At 66.2% G+C, this 15,972-nt stretch carries 14 protein-coding genes and 1 other RNA gene; all 15 read left to right on the top strand.

Annotated elements, in window-relative coordinates; genetic code table 11:
- Positions 1-93: 93 nt before the first annotated feature.
- The 15 genes from crp (at position 94) to IPK27_05330 (ending at position 15,923) form a co-directional block, all read left to right on the top strand.
- Entirely contained in the window at positions 94-816 is a 723-nt protein-coding gene (gene crp, locus IPK27_05400) for a cAMP-activated global transcriptional regulator CRP (GenBank protein ID MBK8067065.1), read from the top strand.
- 180 nt (positions 817-996) lie between these two features.
- Positions 997-1,275 carry a hypothetical protein gene (locus IPK27_05395; GenBank protein MBK8067064.1) on the top strand — a complete coding sequence of 93 codons (279 nt, stop codon included), beginning with the start codon at positions 997-999 and terminating at the stop codon, positions 1,273-1,275.
- A gap of 169 nt (positions 1,276-1,444) precedes the next feature.
- Positions 1,445-3,019, top strand: a complete 1,575-nt coding sequence (purH, locus tag IPK27_05390; GenBank protein MBK8067063.1) for a bifunctional phosphoribosylaminoimidazolecarboxamide formyltransferase/IMP cyclohydrolase — start codon at positions 1,445-1,447, stop codon at positions 3,017-3,019.
- A gap of 143 nt (positions 3,020-3,162) precedes the next feature.
- On the top strand, positions 3,163-4,542 hold the full coding sequence (locus tag IPK27_05385) for an MFS transporter (GenBank protein ID MBK8067062.1): 1,380 nt from the start codon (positions 3,163-3,165) through the stop codon (positions 4,540-4,542).
- A gap of 115 nt (positions 4,543-4,657) precedes the next feature.
- Entirely contained in the window at positions 4,658-4,882 is a 225-nt protein-coding gene (locus IPK27_05380) for a TIGR02449 family protein (GenBank protein ID MBK8067061.1), read from the top strand.
- Entirely contained in the window at positions 4,879-5,172 is a 294-nt protein-coding gene (locus tag IPK27_05375) for a cell division protein ZapA (GenBank protein ID MBK8067060.1), read from the top strand. Before IPK27_05380 ends, IPK27_05375 begins: the two co-directional genes overlap by 4 nt.
- Positions 5,173-5,182: 10 nt before the next feature.
- A non-coding RNA gene (ssrS, locus tag IPK27_05370) (6S RNA) lies at positions 5,183-5,369 on the top strand.
- Between the two features lie 4 nt (positions 5,370-5,373).
- Entirely contained in the window at positions 5,374-5,967 is a 594-nt protein-coding gene (locus IPK27_05365; GenBank protein ID MBK8067059.1) for a 5-formyltetrahydrofolate cyclo-ligase, read from the top strand.
- A gap of 19 nt (positions 5,968-5,986) precedes the next feature.
- A complete protein-coding gene (locus IPK27_05360; GenBank protein ID MBK8067058.1) occupies positions 5,987-6,436 on the top strand; it encodes an EVE domain-containing protein in 450 nt (149 codons plus the stop codon).
- Between the two features lie 253 nt (positions 6,437-6,689).
- Entirely contained in the window at positions 6,690-7,199 is a 510-nt protein-coding gene (locus IPK27_05355; protein MBK8067057.1) for an NAD(P)H-dependent oxidoreductase subunit E, read from the top strand.
- Positions 7,196-8,722, top strand: a complete 1,527-nt coding sequence (locus IPK27_05350; protein MBK8067056.1) for a formate dehydrogenase — start codon at positions 7,196-7,198, stop codon at positions 8,720-8,722. Before IPK27_05355 ends, IPK27_05350 begins: the two co-directional genes overlap by 4 nt.
- 202 nt (positions 8,723-8,924) lie before the next feature.
- A complete protein-coding gene (gene fdhF / locus IPK27_05345; GenBank protein ID MBK8067055.1) occupies positions 8,925-11,771 on the top strand; it encodes a formate dehydrogenase subunit alpha in 2,847 nt (948 codons plus the stop codon).
- A complete protein-coding gene (locus IPK27_05340; protein MBK8067054.1) occupies positions 11,768-11,980 on the top strand; it encodes a formate dehydrogenase subunit delta in 213 nt (70 codons plus the stop codon). Before fdhF ends, IPK27_05340 begins: the two co-directional genes overlap by 4 nt.
- Positions 11,981-12,138: 158 nt before the next feature.
- Positions 12,139-14,739: a protein kinase family protein gene (locus tag IPK27_05335; protein MBK8067053.1), complete on the top strand. Its 2,601-nt coding sequence runs from the start codon at positions 12,139-12,141 to the stop codon at positions 14,737-14,739.
- On the top strand, positions 14,736-15,923 hold the full coding sequence (locus tag IPK27_05330) for a hypothetical protein (protein ID MBK8067052.1): 1,188 nt from the start codon (positions 14,736-14,738) through the stop codon (positions 15,921-15,923). The genes IPK27_05335 and IPK27_05330 overlap by 4 nt, the downstream gene beginning before the upstream one ends.
- The last annotated feature ends 49 nt before the right edge of the window (positions 15,924-15,972 follow it).

Raw genomic sequence — 15,972 nt, 5'->3', positions numbered from 1 at the left:
GGGTAGCTGAACGACGCAGTCAACGTGCGCGACCGCAGCGCCGCCGCGCACAGTGCTATAACCTTGCCGCACCAACCGCGCAGGGGAAACGCGATGGCCAGCCCGATCGCCAAGCCGGAAAAATCGTTGCTGCGTTATTCGCTGCAGGCCAGCCTGCGCAAGCTCGCCGCGGCGCGCCCGCTGGCGCCATCGCCGGCCGACATCGAGCACTTCCTGTCGATGTGCCACCGCCGTCGCTATCCGTCCAAGGCGCCGATCATCCGCCCGGGCGACATGGCCAACACCCTGTACTACATCATCGAGGGCTCGCTCGCGGTGATGAGCGAGGACGACGAGGGCCGCGAACTGATCCTCGCCTACGTCAACGAGGGCGACTACATCGGCGAGATGGGCTTGTTCATGGAGCCGGAGAAGCGCGAGGTGCTGGTGCGCTCGCGCACGCCCTGCGAACTGGCCGAGATCAGCTACGAGCGGCTGTTCCAGTTGTTCGATGGGCCGCTGAAGGACGAGTGCCCGCGCATCCTGTTCTCGATCGCCTCGCAACTGACCAAACGCGTGCTGCAGACCAGTCGCAAGGTCTCGCGTCTCGCGTTCATGGACGTCACCAGCCGGGTGGCGCGCACGCTGGTCGATTTGTGCGAGGAACCGGATGCGATGAGCCACCCGCAAGGCACCCAGATCCGCATTTCGCGCCAGGAAATCAGCCGGATTGTCGGCTGCTCGCGCGAGATGGTGGGCCGCGTGCTCAAGCAACTGGAAGAGGAAGGCAAGATCGCGGTGTCGGGCAAGACCATCGTGGTCTTCCAGACGCGCTGACACCCCCCGCGGTGGGCGCAATCTGCCAAACCCATCGCGCTTCGTCGGAAGGTTCAGCAAAACGATTGACGAGGCCGGCTTCGTTGGCGTTATCCTGATTGCCCCGTTTTTCCCGCCACCCCACCCGATCGCTGCGCATGCGCGGCGCGGGCGCCTTGTCCCTCACGGGAAGGAATGTCGATGAACGCCGCCAACCTGCATGACCGTATCCCGGAGCCGACACGCAGCGAGTCGACCCTGCGCGATGCGGCTGCGCGCGTGGTGCGGCGCTACCTGCATGACCTCAATGGCAGCGAGTGTCGCGATCTCTACGACTTGATGCTGAGCCAGGTGGAGCGCCCGGTGCTGGAAGAGGCGCTGCGTCATTGCGGCGGCAACCTCACGCGCACGTCCGAACTGCTCGGCATGAATCGCGCGACTTTGCGCAAGAAGCTGGTCGAACACGGCATTCCGCACTGACGTCCGCGCCACGAGCGGAGCAAGCTCCGCCCCACAGTCCGCCCCGCCGGTAAAGGCGAGCGGGCTCGGCTGATCCGCCGCAACCCGGCCGGCCCGCCATCCTTGCTTGCATGCCAAGGCCCGCGGCTGCAGCATCGCGGCCCCTGCTCCGAACCCTGGCGATCCCGGCATGAGCCCTTCCCACTTGCACCCGATCCGGCGTGCGTTGTTGAGTGTCTCCGACAAGACCGGCCTGGCCGAGCTCGCGGCCGATCTGGTCGCGCACGGGGTGGAGCTCTGGTCCACCGGCGGCACCGCGCGGGCCCTGCGCGAAACTGGCTTGCCGGTCACCGATGTCAGCCGGGTCACTGGCTTTCCCGAGATCATGGACGGGCGCGTCAAGACGCTGCATCCGAAGATCCACGGCGGCCTGCTCGGCCGTCTCGGCGTCGACGAGAGCGTGATGCGCGAGCACGACATCGAGGCGATCGATCTGGTCGTGGTCAACCTCTATCCCTTCGCCGCGACCATCGCGAAGCCCGACTGCGCCTACGACGATGCGGTCGAGAACATCGACATCGGCGGGCCCGCGATGCTGCGCGCGGCGGCGAAGAACCACGAGCGCGTCGCCGTGGTGGTCGATCCGGCCGACTACGCGGAGCTGCGCGCTGCATTGAAGGCCGGCGGCACCACGCTGGCGCAACGCCGCCGGCTGGCGGCAGCCACCTACGCGCACACCGCACGTTACGACGGCCAGGTGGCCGAGTACCTGGGCGCGCGCGCGGCCAACCCGGAAACGCCGGAAGCCTTCCCGCCGACGCTGCACCTGTCGCTCACCCGCGGCGAGGCGCTGCGCTACGGCGAGAACCCGCATCAGGGCGCAGCGTTGTACCTGGAACAACCGCTGCCGCCCGGCAGCGTGGCAGCCGCCCGCGTGCTGCAGGGGAAGACGCTGTCTTTCAACAATCTCGCCGATGCCGATGCGGCGCTGGAGTGCGTGCGCCAGTTCGATGAGCCGGCCTGCGTGATCGTCAAGCACGCCAATCCCTGCGGCGTGGCCGTCGCGGCAAACCTGACCGAGGCCTACGAGCGCGCCTACGCCACCGACCCGGTCTCGGCCTTCGGCGGCATCATCGCCTTCAACCAGCCGCTGGACGCTGAGGCCGCGCGGATCATCGTCGAGCGCCAGTTCGTCGAAGTCGTGATCGCGCCCAGCTACCACGACCTCGCCCTCGCCGCGCTCGCGAGCAAGCCGAATGTGCGCGTACTCGCCACCGGCGTGCTCGCCCCAGCCGCTCCCGCGCGCGACTTCAAGCGCATCGCCGGCGGCCTGCTGGTGCAGGATGCCGACCGCGACTCCTTGCGCGCGCACGACCTCAAGGTGGTCAGCCAGCGCGCGCCGACCGCGCAGGAATTCGCCGATCTGATGTTCGCGTGGAAACTCGCGATGTACGTCAAGTCGAACGCGATCGTCTACGCGCGCGACGGCCGCTCGATCGGCATCGGCGCGGGGCAGATGAGCCGCGTGGTCAGCGCGCAGATCGCCGGCTGGAAGGCGCAGCAGGCCAATCTGCAGGTTCCCGGATCGGTGATGGCCTCGGATGCCTTCTTCCCCTTCCGCGACGGCATCGATGCGGCGGCGAAAGCCGGCATCCGCGCAGTGATCCAGCCGGGCGGTTCGATGCGCGACAAGGAAGTCATCGAGGCCGCGGACGAACACCGGATGGCGATGGTGTTCACCGGCGTGCGCCACTTCCGACACTGAACAACGCGCGCGGACACGTCTCGATGACGCCGGGCGCGCGTATGCTCCGGCGCCACGACCTGTCCCTGCGGCGATGGTCGCATCGAGTCCGTGCGCGCCGCGGGCGATGATCCCGTGATGCACGCACCCGCCCCGGAGCACGCTTGAGCTCACCATCGCCGGTCAATGGGAACACCCGGGTCCACATCGGATTCGGCCGGCTCGTCGCCTACTCGGCGTTGCAACTGCCGTTGGCGATGGCCGCGCTGCCAGTGGTGCTCAACGTCGCGCACTACTACGGCGAAGTCCTGAAACTCTCCCTGGCGCTGATCGGGCCGATCCTGATCGTCTCGCGCATCATCGATGCCATCCAGGACCCGATCCTCGGCTACATCAGCGACCGCCTGACCCACCGCAAGAACGGGCGCTTGCTGCTGGTCGGCAGCATGGTGCCGCTGCTGATCATCGGCTTTTTCATGCTGTTCGATCCGCCGGCGATGTTCCATCCAGGCGCCGACGGCGTCAGCCCCAACCCGGACCTGCTCAGCATCTGGCTGTTCGTCTCGCTGGTGCTGGTCCACCTGGGCTACGCAGGCGTGTCGATCAGCTATCACGCACTCGGCGCCGAACTCAGCGACGACTACAACGAGCGCACCCGCGTCAGCGTCGGGCGCGAGGTCTTCGGCCTGACCGGCATGATGCTGGCGGTGGTGCTGCCGACCATCCTCACCTCGCGCTTTGGCGAGGCGGCCGGCTACCAGTGGCTGGGCATCATCTACCTGCCGATTGCCATCGGCGCCGCGCTGCCCACCCTGCTGTACTCGCCGCCATCGGTGCATGGCCCGGTAGTCCGCCAGCCCGGCCACACCATCCTCGGCGTGTTCCTCGCGCCGCTGAAAAATCCGCTCTATCGCCGCTTGCTTGCGGTGTTCGTGGTCAACGGCTCGGCGCTGGGCATCGCGGTCAGCGTGATGCTGTTTTATGTCGAACACGTGCTCGGCGGCGGCAAGCTGCAAGCGGGCCTGATCCTGCTGGCCTACTTTGTTTCCGGCGCCGCCAGCGTGCCCTTGTGGATGTACCTGTCGAAGCATCTGTCCAAGGCCGCCGCGTGGTTCATCGGCATCGTCCTGACCGCCGTTGCGATGGCAGTGGCAGCCTTCATCGGCCACGGCGAGATCGGCCTGTTCATCGCCATTTCCGTCGTCACCGGCATGGGCCTCGGCGCGGATTACGGCCTGCCTCCGGCGATCCTCGCCGATGTGATCAACGCCAAGGAAGGCAAGGAATCGCGCGGCGCCACCGGCGCCTATTTCGGCCTTTGGGCGCTATGCACCAAGCTCGCCACTGCAATCGGCGCTGCGGCCTCGCTGCCGATCCTCGACCTGCTCGGCTTCAACCCCGGGAACGGCCATTACGACACCTCCGCGCTGGTCATTGTCTACATCGCGCTGCCGGTGGGCGTGAAACTGATCGCCGCGGCGATGCTGTGGTTCATCCGCATCGAGGCGGAGCGGCCGGAAGTCGGCAAGGTGCTGTGGAAGTAGCCGAGCGTGCTCGGCTCCTACCACCCCGATTCGGACTTTGCGCGCGCGGCGCACCTCGGATGCAACGGTGCCCATGGTATAGACTGAGCCCAGCACACGAACGGCTTCGGCGGACATGGCGGAACGCGTGGCGGTGGAAAGCGAACTCAAGTCGCTGGCGGACAAGCTGGACCGCCTGCTGGCGACCAATGCGCGGCTGAACGAGGAAAACCGCAGCCTGCGCTCGGCGCATGAGCAACTGGCGCAGGAGCGCGCGGCGCTGGTGGCCAAGAATGAACAGGCGCGCGGCCGCGTGGAGGCGATGATCAGCCGGCTCAAGGCGCTGGAGCAGAACGGATGAGCCAGGAAACGGTTCACGTCAGCATCCTCGACCGCGACTACGCGGTGGCCTGCTCGCCGGAGGACCGCGCGCGCCTGATCGAGGCCGCTGCCTACCTCGACGGCAAGATGCGCGAGATCCGCGGCCAGTCCAAGCTGGTCGGCCTGGAGCGCATCGCGGTGATGGCGGCGCTCAACATCGCGCACGAATCGCTGCAGGCACGCACCGAGCTCAAGCAGGTCGGCGTGGACGTGGGTGAAGAATTGCGCAAGATGAACGCCAAGCTTGAGGCGGCGCTGGCGCGGACGTAAGATGCTCCTGCGTCCTCTGCGTTGTTCGACAGCGCGTCCGCAATATACCTTGACCCTGTTTTTCGACCTTGGGTAGAGCTCCAGACCGCGCATGCGCTTGTCCGCCTCGCAGCGGACCGCCTTTAGCGGTTCTCTTCTTCCCACCTGATCCCTAGGATCAAGGTCGTGAGACCCGCATCGGCATCGGCGGAGGACCCTTTCTTGCAAGCTGATGAATTGCGCCATCGCCTGCGCGAGCAGGCGCGCGCCGCGCGGCGTGCGCTCGACGAGCCCGCACGCGAGGCCGCTGCGTGCGCATTGCCCACGCAATTGCGCGCCCTGCCGGCCTTCGATTCCGCCCGACGTGTCGCGGCCTACGCCGCGGTGGCCAGCGAACTCTCGCTGCAGCCCTTGATCGACGCGATGCTTGCGCGCGGCCAGCAGGTGTTCCTGCCGCATGTCGAGCAGCACGCGCCGCAGATGCACTTCGCGCCATGGAATGGCGATCCGCGACGGCTCAAGACCAATCATTTCGGCATCGCCGAGCCGATGGTGGATGCCGCGCAGCTGGTCGCCGCCGAGACCCTGGACCTGATCCTGCTGCCGCTGCTGGCCTTCGACCGCCGCGGCGGTCGCCTCGGCTCCGGCGCCGGCTTCTATGACCGCGCCCTCGCCTTCCGCCTGCAGCAGCCCGCGCCGCCGCTGCTGGTCGGCGTCGGCCACGCCTGCCAGGAGGTCACGGAGATCCCGGCCGAGCCCTGGGATGTGCCGCTCGACGCCGTCGTCACCGACCGCGAACTCATCATCTGCGCCTGACCTCGGAGCAAGCCCGCGCATGCCCTACTGGCTGATGAAGTCCGAACCGGACGTGTTCTCCATCGACGACCTCAAGCGCAAGAAGCGCGAGACCTGGGATGGCGTGCGCAACTACCAGGCGCGCAACTATCTGCGCGCCATGGCGGTGGGCGACGAGACCCTGTTCTACCACTCGAGCTGCGCGGTGCCCGCCGTTGTCGGCATCGCCCGCATCTCGCGCGCGGCCTTCCCCGATCCCACCCAGTTCAACCCCGAGAGCGAGTACCACGATCCAGGCAGCAAGCCGGAAGACCCGCGCTGGTCGGCCGTCGAGGTCGAGTTCCTGCGCAAGTTCAAGGCGCCGCTGACCCTGGAGCGCCTCAAGGCCATGCCGGAACTGTCCGGATTGCCGCTGGTGCAACGCGGCACGCGCCTGTCCGTGATGCCGGTGGACGAGTTGCAGTGGCGGGCGATCGTCGGCGCCTCGTAGGCCCTGTTCAACGCGGAGACGCAGAGGACACGGAGCAGCGCAGAGGTCCTTCCCCTGGTTGCCCTGATCTGCTTCTCCGCGCTCTCTGCGTCTCCGCGTTTGCCGAAGCTTGGAGCACGCACAGCAGGCCCCGGTGAATCGCTGCGAATCGACGGCGCCCTTTGCTCCTCTCCGCGTCCTCTGCGTCTCCGCGTTGAACCGGCCCCGGCACTGCGGGCTACGCCAATGCTGGCCACGGGACTACAATCGGCGCATGACGCAAGCGCCCGAATTCGATGAAGCCGCGGCCGACGCGCTGATCCGCGCCGAGATCGCCGCCGCGCGCGCCTTCTACGGCGAGGATGCCCATGGCGCGACCGCGCTGCTGCCGGTGCTGCATGCGCTGCAAGCGCGATTTGGCTGCGTCGCGCCGCAGGCGCTGCCACTCGTCGCGCAGAGCCTGAACCTGTCACAGGCGGATGTGCGTGGCGTGGTCAGTTTCTATCACGACTTCCGCGAGGCCCCGGCCGGCCCTCACCTGCTGCAATTCTGCCGCGCCGAGGCCTGCCAGGCGCGCGGCTGCGAGCGCATCGCGGCGCACCTGGAGCGCGCCCACGGATTGGGCGCCGGCGAGACCCGCAGCGGTATCACGCGCGAGGATGTCTATTGCCTGGGCAACTGCGCGCTCGGACCGGCGGCGCTGGTCGGCGGGCGGCTGCTGGCGAACCTGGACGAGGCCGCGGTCGATGCGCTGATCGCCGGGCTCAAGGGAAGCGGGCCGTGAGCGCGCCGCGAGTCTTCGTTCCTGGCGACGCCGCCGCGCTGTCGGTCGGCGCCGATGCTGTAGCGGCCACCATCGCGACCGAAGCGCAGCGTCGCGGGATCGAGATCCAGATCACCCGCACCGGCACCCGAGGGATGCTGTGGCTGGAGCCGCTGGTAGAGGTCGCCACGCCCGCCGGACGCGTGGCCTACGGGCCGGTGCAGCCAGCCGATGTCGCCAGCCTGTTCGATGCCGGATTCCTCGGCGGCGGCGCGCATGCGCTGGCCCACGGGCGCACCGATGCAATGCCGTGGATGGCGCGCCAGCAGCGGCTCAGCTTCGAACGTGTGGGTGTCATCGATACGCTCTCGCTCGCCGATTACCGCGCCCATGGCGGCCTCGCCGGCTTGCAGCGCGCGCGCGAGATCGGCGCGCAGGCCGTGTTGCAGCAAGTGATCGATTCCGGCCTGCGCGGCCGCGGCGGCGCCGGCTTCCCGGCCGGGATCAAGTGGCGCACCGTCGCGCAGGCGCCGGGCCCGCGCAAGTACATCGTCTGCAACGCCGATGAAGGCGACAGCGGCACCTTTGCCGACCGCATGCTGATCGAGGGCGATCCCTTCGCGCTGGTCGAGGGCATGGCGATCGCCGGGCTCGCAGTCGGCGCCGACCGCGGCGTGGTCTACCTGCGCTCGGAGTATCCGCACGCGATCGCGGTGCTGCGTCGCGCGCTCGCGCTGGCGCGCAGCGAGGGCCTGCTCGGCGCGCATTTCGACATCGATCTGCGGGTCGGCGCCGGCGCCTACATCTGCGGCGAGGAGACCTCGCTGCTGGAAAGCCTGGAGGGCCGTCGCGGCCAGGTGCGCGCCAAGCCGCCGCTGCCGGCGCACCACGGGCTGTTCGGCCGGCCGACGGTGGTCAACAACGTGCTCACCCTCGCCGCCGTGCCGTGGATCCTGCGCCATGGCGGCACCGCTTACGCCAGTTTCGGCCTCGGGCGTTCGCGCGGATCGATGCCGGTGCAACTCGGCGGCAATCTGCGCCGCGGGGGCCTGTTCGAATGCGCCTTCGGCATCACCCTGCGCGAACTGGTCCACGACATCGGCGGCGGCACCGCGAGCGGCCGGCCGCTCCGCGCGGTCCAGGTCGGCGGCCCGCTCGGCGCCTATTTCCCCGAATCGCTGCTCGACACGCCGCTCGACTACGAGGCGATGGCCGCGGCCGGCGGCCTCGTCGGCCACGCCGGCATCGTGGTGTTCGACGACACCGTCGACATGGCGCGCCAGGCGCGCTTCGCCTTCGAGTTCTGCGCGCTGGAAAGCTGCGGCAAGTGCACGCCCTGCCGCATCGGTTCCACCCGCGGCGCCGAAACGCTGGCCAAGGTCGCCCGCGGCGAGGCACCCTCGGTGAACCTCAAGGTCGTCGAAGACCTCTGCACCGTGATGACCGACGCCTCGCTGTGCGCGCTCGGCGGACTGACGCCGCTGCCGGTCATGAGCGCCATCCGGCACTTCCGCGAGGACTTCGGGGTTCGGGGCACGCCATGAACATGCCCGCCTGGTGTCATCGTCGGCGCTCCGCAAGATGCTTTGGATTCTCTGACGCAAAGAACGCGAAGGTCGCAAAGGACGCAAAGGAAGCCAATGCTTGCTTCCGCTTTCCTTTGCGTCCTTTCTTTTCAACTTTGCGTCCTTTGCGTCCAACGCTCTTTTCTGATGTCAGCGCGAAGCAAGGCAAGCGGAGGTCGCCATGCCACTGCCCAAGGTGATCGACTACGGCACGCCGCTGCGGGAATCGGCGGACACGGTCGCGCTGACCATTGACGGCCGCGCGCTGCGGGTGCCGCGTTGCACCTCGGTGATGGCCGCGGCGCGCAGCCATGGCATCGAGATCCCGAAGCTCTGCGCGACCGATTCGGTCGAGGCCTTCGGCTCGTGCCGCCTGTGCCTGGTGGAGATCGACGGTCGGCGCGGGACGCCGGCCTCGTGCACCACGCCGGCCGAGGACGGCATGGTGGTGCACACCCAGACCGCGCGCCTGGCGGCACTGCGCCGTGGCGTCATGGAACTGTACGTCTCCGACCACCCGCTCGACTGCCTGACCTGCAGCGCCAACGGCGACTGCGAGTTGCAGGACATGGCGGGCGTCGTCGGGTTGCGCGAGGTGCGCTACGGCTACGACGGGGCGAAACACCGCACCGAGGCGAAGGACGAGAGCAATCCCTATTTCACCTTCGATTCGAGCAAGTGCATCGTCTGCTCGCGCTGCGTGCGCGCCTGCGCGGAGGTGCAGGGCACCTTCGCGCTGACCATCACCGGGCGCGGGCTGGAGTCGAAGGTCAGCACCGGCAGCTTCGATTTCCTGTCCTCCGAGTGCGTCTCCTGCGGCGCCTGCGTGCAGGCCTGCCCGACCGCGACGCTCAACGAGAAGAGCGTCATCGAGCACGGCACGCCGACCCCCGCAACCATCACCACCTGCGCGTACTGCGGAGTCGGATGCAGCTTCCGCGCCGAGACCCAGGGCGAAAAGCTGGTGCGCATGGTGCCGTACAAGCAGGGCCAGGCGAACGAGGGCCATTCCTGCGTCAAGGGGCGCTTCGCTTACGGCTACGCCACACACCAGGACCGGATCACCAGGCCGATGATCCGCGCGCGCATCGATGAACCCTGGCGCGAGGTCAGCTGGGACGAGGCCTTCGCCCACGCTGCGTCCGAGTTCCGCCGGATTCAGGCGCAATACGGTCGCGATGCCGTCGGCGGCATCACCTCCTCGCGCTGCACCAACGAGGAGACCTTCCTGGTGCAGAAGCTGGTGCGCGCGGCTTTCGGCAACAACAATGTCGACACTTGCGCGCGGGTCTGTCACTCGCCGACTGGCTACGGCCTGAAGAACACCTTCGGCACCTCCGCCGGCACCCAGGATTTCAAATCGGTGGCGCAGGCCGACGTGATCCTGCTGATCGGCGCGAACCCCACCGACGCGCACCCGGTGTTTGCCTCGCGCATGAAGAAGCGCCTGCGCGAGGGCGCGAAGCTGATCGTCGCCGACCCGCGGCGGATCGATTTGGTGCGCTCGGCGCACATCGCTGCAGCGCATCACCTGGCGCTAAAGCCCGGCACCAATGTCGCACTGATCAATGCGCTTGCGCACGTCGTGGTGACCGAGGGCCTGGTGCGCGAGGACTATGTGCGCGAGCGCTGCGACCTGGCGTCCTTCGAGTCCTGGGCGCGCTTCATCGCCGATCCGCGCCACGCACCCGAAGCGGTCGAGTCGATCACCGGTGTACCCGCCAGCGAAGTGCGCGCCGCCGCGCGGCTGTACGCGACCGCGCGCAACGCGGCGATCTACTATGGCCTGGGCGTCACCGAGCACAGCCAGGGTTCGACCATGGTCATGGGCATGGCGAACCTGGCGATGGCGACCGGCAACATCGGCCGCGTCGGCGTGGGTGTGAACCCGCTGCGCGGGCAGAACAACGTGCAAGGCGCCTGCGACATGGGCTCCTTCCCGCACGAGTTCTCCGGCTACCGCCACGTGTCGGACGACGCCACGCGCGAGGTCTTCGAGCAGCTGTGGGGCGTCAAGCTCTCGCACGAGCCCGGCCTGCGCATCCCGAACATGCTGGACGAGGCGCAGTCCGGCCACTTCAAGGGCATCTACATCCAGGGCGAGGACATCGCGCAGTCGGACCCGGACACCCAGAGCGTGATCGCCGGCCTGAAGGCGATGGAATGCGTGGTGGTCCAGGATTTGTTCCTCGACGAGACCGCCAAGTACGCCCACGTGTTCCTGCCCGGCTCCTCCTTCCTCGAGAAGGACGGCACCTTCACCAACGCCGAGCGCCGCATCAGCCGCGTGCGCCGCGTGATGGCGCCGCTCGGCGGGCTGGCGGACTGGGAGGTCACCTTCGGCCTCGCCGCCGCGCTCGGCGCGCCGATGCACTACAACCATCCCTCCGAAATCATGGACGAGATCGCGCGCGCCACGCCGAGCTTCGCCGGCGTGTCCTACGCCAGGATCGAGGAGCTGGGTTCGATCCAGTGGCCATGCAATGCCGCGGCGCCCACCGGCACGCCGATCATGCACGTCGACCGATTCGTCCGCGGCAAGGGCCGCTTCATGCTCACCGGCTTCGTGCCCACCGAGGAACGCACCGGCGAGCGCTTCCCGCTGCTGCTGACCACCGGCCGCATCCTGAGCCAGTACAACGTCGGCACCCAGACCGCGCGCACCCCGAACACCGCCTGGCACGACGAGGATGTGCTGGAGATCCACCCCTTCGACGCCGAAAACCGCGGCATTGCCGACGGCGACCGCGTCCTGCTGCAGAGCCGCTCCGGCGCCACCTCGCTGCGCGCACACATCAGCGAGCGGGTGCAGCCGGGCGTGGTCTACACCACCTTCCACCACGCCCGCACCGGCGCCAACGTGGTCACCACCGACCTCTCCGACTGGGCCACCAACTGCCCCGAGTACAAAGTCACCGCCGTGCAAGTCACCCGCACCACCGCCCCCAGCGACTGGCAACGCGCAGACCAGCAGCGCGCCGACTTCCTCCGCCGCATCGAACGCGAACTCCCCGAGGGCGCCGGATGAGTCCCGAGAAACTCCAGCGAATGGCCAACGACATCGCGCGCAACCTGGCTGCGCTGGGCGATGACGCACCGGCCGCGATTGCCGAGCACCTGCGTCAGTTCTGGACGCCGCGGATGCGAGAGGAGTTAAGGGCGCTGGTGGAGGCGGGTGGTGAGGGATTGGAGCCTTTGGTGGTGGAAGCAGCGGCCGGCCTTCGACGCGCGACTTGAGTTCCGACATAACGGGTCCGGAGCAGCAAGACCGGATCGCCGCTCGATGGTCGGAACGCCAACGTTGGGAGATCGACGGCGGTGTGACGGGACCTTCCCTGGACTGGTTGCGGCCGCCTACCATCTCAGCGGTTCGATTAGTCTCACTTGGCCAAGCTATGCAGTCCACTGATCTCTCAGACGCAGACAAAGAGTGGCTGAGACGGGGAGGCCCGTTTCCCGATCTCCTGCAGCTCACTACGCCGAGCGGAGGACGACTGATTTACGAAGTCGAGGGGCGCAATGCGCAAGGTCTCGTGGTCGGTGTCGCCGAGCGAGCCGGTCGAAAGGGATTCGTCCTGTTTGTCCGTGATCCCGAATCCTACGCAAGCTTCGCGGCAAAACTTTGCCTGCTACGGGACTACGGCGACGAGAACGGCCTGCGTCAGGAGTTGCGTTACGCTTCGCGGTTGACCGAAGCCGGTGATCTGTTTGCTGTGCCCATACTGGCTGGCGTCGTGCCCCGCTTCTACGGCCAACCCAACACGGCGCCGCATTGGGCCTGCTTCATCGTGCCGCGCATTGCTGGCAGGACACTTTCGAGTTGGCTCTCGCTCGAGCCCGACAAGATCACCCCCGACTTGTCGTGCGAGATCGCGCGCCGCCTTATCGCCGCCACGCACTTCCTCGCCTCGCGCGGGCTCAAGCACGACGATCTTCACACCGGCAATCTCATGCTTCGGCCCATCGATCCGGCGTTGTACCGCGGTTCCGGTGATCGCGTGGACTACGCTCTGACAGTCATCGACACAGGCAGCTTGAAGCCGGCCGATGAAGCCACCCAAAAGCCGCACGACGACTGGTCTCGCGTGGCGAAGGTATTGGCTGAACTGCACAACGCCATCTTCCGCAACCGGGTCTTGGCCAGTCGCTACCGAAAGTTTCTGGACATGCTCGCGGTGCTGTGTAGTGACCTGATCGAGCCCGACAAGTCTCGCGTCTTTCCTCACGAGAACAGCATTGGTGACCGGGTCGAAGCAATCCAGCGGGAGCTACGTTTCCCAGCTCCGCTGTCGACGCCACGGTTCGAGCCCTTCGACGCGATCAGTGCCGAACACCTCGCCAATGATCGATTGCTACTGGATTTGTTCGTGAAGGCGCTGCCCTGGATGGAGGGAGTCCGGACAGCGAGACCTACGGTGCTGACCGGCCCGCGTGGATGCGGAAAGTCCATGCTGATGCGCTACCTGGCCGCGCGAACGCATCTGGCGACGCCCGACACGAAAGCCGACTTCCTCGACGACATCCCATTTCTCGGCGTGTATGTCAGTTGCTCGAGTGACTTACAGGCCGACGTGCTTTGGTTGGGGCGCGATACTTCGATCGCCCTCGAAAAGGGTGCCCAGGTCTGCACGCTGTTTTCGCTCTTGTTGGCCCGCGAGACATTCCGCCTGCTCGATCAATTGCTCCATGCGCAGACCGCAGCTGACCGGCTTAATCTAACCACGTCACAAGTCAGCCAGCTGATCGAGTTCTGCAAGGAATACTTGCCCAGCTACCAGCCACTGCCTCGCTTGCGAGTGAGTTCTGTGGCAGGCGATTTCGCCGAGGAACTCGACCAACTGCGCCGCGAAGTGAGTCGACAGTTGGCTACAGGCGTACCGAGTTCGTGGTCGCTACCGCAGGGCTTCATTCGTGATGTTGTCCGGCACGCCGCCAAGCTAATCCCCAGCCTTGAGCAGCGACCTTTCGTCTACCTCTTGGACGACTACACCTCTCATCGCATCCCTCCAGTCGTGCAGCAACTCCTCAATCCCATCGTATTTTCCCGACAAGCTGAGTTCTTGTTCAAGATTTCTTGCGAGAAGTACGGGTTCGACGCGCAGACGCACGACGGACTTCACATCGACGAGAACCGGGAGTTCGAACGCACCGATGCGGGGAGCTACGTGTTGGTCGTCGCCAAGGACGAAGAGAAGCGCGAATTCATCACGCAACTGCTCGATGCCCGCCTGAAAGAGGCTGGCTACCACGGACGGGCAGAAACCCTCATCGGACGAAGCAGCTTTCCAAGAGATACTGACCTCGCTCGCCAGATCCGCGAATCTCGCGGTCGCTCGCATCACTACAACGGATTAGACGTCCTAGCCAATCTGTGGAGCGGCGACATCTCTACGATCCTGCATATGGTACAAGCCATGTTTCACCGAGCCGCGGTTAGGCGGGAGTCGGCCGAGCGAATTGCGGACAAGTACCAACATGAGGCAATCCGATCGGTATCCCTGGGCCTGCAGAACCAAGTCCAGCACTACCATCCCCACGGCGATGCCATGTATCGCGTCCTCATGGAATTCGGGGCACTCGCCTCACTGCTGCTTAACGAAGGGGAAGAAGATGAGCGCGACGGCGCGAAAACTCCCCAACGCAAGTATCGTCTCGAGATGACCAAGAGGGAGAGTTACGAGTTGATGGACCGCCTATCGGGCTTGGGCAGCGGGCTCGACTCGTTGGCAAAAGAGCTGCTGCGCCGCACTGTATTCGTCGACTTGGGTCCGAGCCGTGGGAAGGAAAGCCGCGCTTCGGAGACGGTTCGATGGGAGCTGCGGCCCTCGCTCCTGCCTAGCTTCGGCCTGTCCCTGGTAAGGCACCACTACCTCGACGTCAAGAGCCTCGAGGAGTTCGCACTGCTGCTGGAGAAGCCCTCGCAATTTCGCGCCTTGTTTCAGAAGAGGTACAGTTCCACGCGAGCCGCAGACCTGTTTGATGGACCAGCGCGATGAGCAAACCCAAGGTCTGTTCCATCCACCGGGTGGACTTTGCTGCCGTCGCGGAATCTCTTCCCAAGATCGAGCCGCACGTCCCCCGATCCAACGAGCTGATTGATATCCTCATTCTGGCGAGGGGCTTTGAGGAACGGGTTGTAGAGGTCCCAAGGCGGCTGGCGCAAGCCAAGGCCATCGACAGCCGCACCTTCGTCATGTGCGGGCGATACGCCACCAACCAGACCGACAACGACAATCGATTCACGGAGTTGGTGCAATGGCTTGCGGGCACGACGATCATCGACTGCGACGCCGACAGCCCTTCGAACACGGAGCAGCAGATCGCTGCGTTGCTTTCCCGGTGCCCAAGGAGCCGCGCTCATCGCGTAGTGTTTGACATCAGTGGCTCGTCTTCGACGTTCATCTTCTCCGTGATGGCGGCTCTTCGCCGGTCCAGCACGCCAGTCGAACTTGAAGTGGTGTACGCGGAGGCCGATCGTTACTACCCGGATGTGCAGGCTCTCGAGGGCGAGAGCTTCGAGCTTCGCCACAACGCTTCGTTCGCCAGTGGACGGCCGCGTGAAGAGGGCGCCGGAAGTGCAGAGTTTCACGAGTCCTATCGTGGACTCCAAGTGGAAAACCGGCCCAGCCACATCATCGGAGTGCCGTGTCTGAGCACGGGTCGATTCGAGCGCTGCCTGCAACAATTGGGCGAAGAAGACTCTGCCGACCCCTCCGAAGCCCTGACCCTCATCCTTCCTTATACCGACGCCGACGCGCACAACTGGCGGGAAGGCGCGATTGAAGAACTTGCGCGCACGTTCACCGCCAACCGAACCGACGATGCGACCAAGCTGCCACACGTTGAGCGATGCGACACCCACGTGTATGTGCAGATCCTGGGTGTCATACTCCGCTTGGCGGACACGCACCTTGGCAGCAACGTCTATCTGGTGCACTTTGGACCAAAACTGCAAACCATCGGCGCCTCGTTGGCATTGCTGGCGCGCGAGGAGATCGCCTTGATGTTCACTCGACCCCGGAAGTTCTTCGCTGACCGGTACTCCGAGGGCGTCGGTCAGGTCTGGTCCCTGCGCATAGGCGATCTGCGGAAGTTGGTTGGAGATCTGCGCAATGTGGGCTGCTTGCAGGTCCGCTGGGACGAGGCTGCGCCAGGCGAGTACCTGCCGACCCACTCGTGACCTCTCTGATTGACGTGAACCACGTGCCCGTGGCCAAATACTGCCATTG

The sequence above is a fragment of the Rhodanobacteraceae bacterium genome, assembly GCA_016713135.1.
Taxonomy (GTDB): Bacteria; Pseudomonadota; Gammaproteobacteria; order Xanthomonadales; family SZUA-5; genus JADKFD01.
The sequence above is the reverse complement of the archived record's forward strand: the minus strand, read 5'-3'. Positions and strand labels throughout refer to the sequence as shown.

What these genes read in the sequence shown, in the direction of transcription:
- crp (MBK8067065.1), top strand. Translation starts at nt 94, where the DNA reads ATGGCCAGCCCGATCGCCAAGCCGGAAAAATCGTTGCTGCGTTATTCG.
- IPK27_05395 (MBK8067064.1), top strand. Translation starts at nt 997, where the DNA reads ATGAACGCCGCCAACCTGCATGACCGTATCCCGGAGCCGACACGCAGC.
- purH (MBK8067063.1), top strand. Translation starts at nt 1,445, where the DNA reads ATGAGCCCTTCCCACTTGCACCCGATCCGGCGTGCGTTGTTGAGTGTC.
- IPK27_05380 (MBK8067061.1), top strand. Translation starts at nt 4,658, where the DNA reads ATGGCGGAACGCGTGGCGGTGGAAAGCGAACTCAAGTCGCTGGCGGAC.
- IPK27_05375 (MBK8067060.1), top strand. Translation starts at nt 4,879, where the DNA reads ATGAGCCAGGAAACGGTTCACGTCAGCATCCTCGACCGCGACTACGCG.
- IPK27_05360 (MBK8067058.1), top strand. Translation starts at nt 5,987, where the DNA reads ATGCCCTACTGGCTGATGAAGTCCGAACCGGACGTGTTCTCCATCGAC.
- IPK27_05355 (MBK8067057.1), top strand. Translation starts at nt 6,690, where the DNA reads ATGACGCAAGCGCCCGAATTCGATGAAGCCGCGGCCGACGCGCTGATC.
- fdhF (MBK8067055.1), top strand. Translation starts at nt 8,925, where the DNA reads ATGCCACTGCCCAAGGTGATCGACTACGGCACGCCGCTGCGGGAATCG.
- IPK27_05340 (MBK8067054.1), top strand. Translation starts at nt 11,768, where the DNA reads ATGAGTCCCGAGAAACTCCAGCGAATGGCCAACGACATCGCGCGCAAC.
- IPK27_05335 (MBK8067053.1), top strand. Translation starts at nt 12,139, where the DNA reads ATGCAGTCCACTGATCTCTCAGACGCAGACAAAGAGTGGCTGAGACGG.
- IPK27_05330 (MBK8067052.1), top strand. Translation starts at nt 14,736, where the DNA reads ATGAGCAAACCCAAGGTCTGTTCCATCCACCGGGTGGACTTTGCTGCC.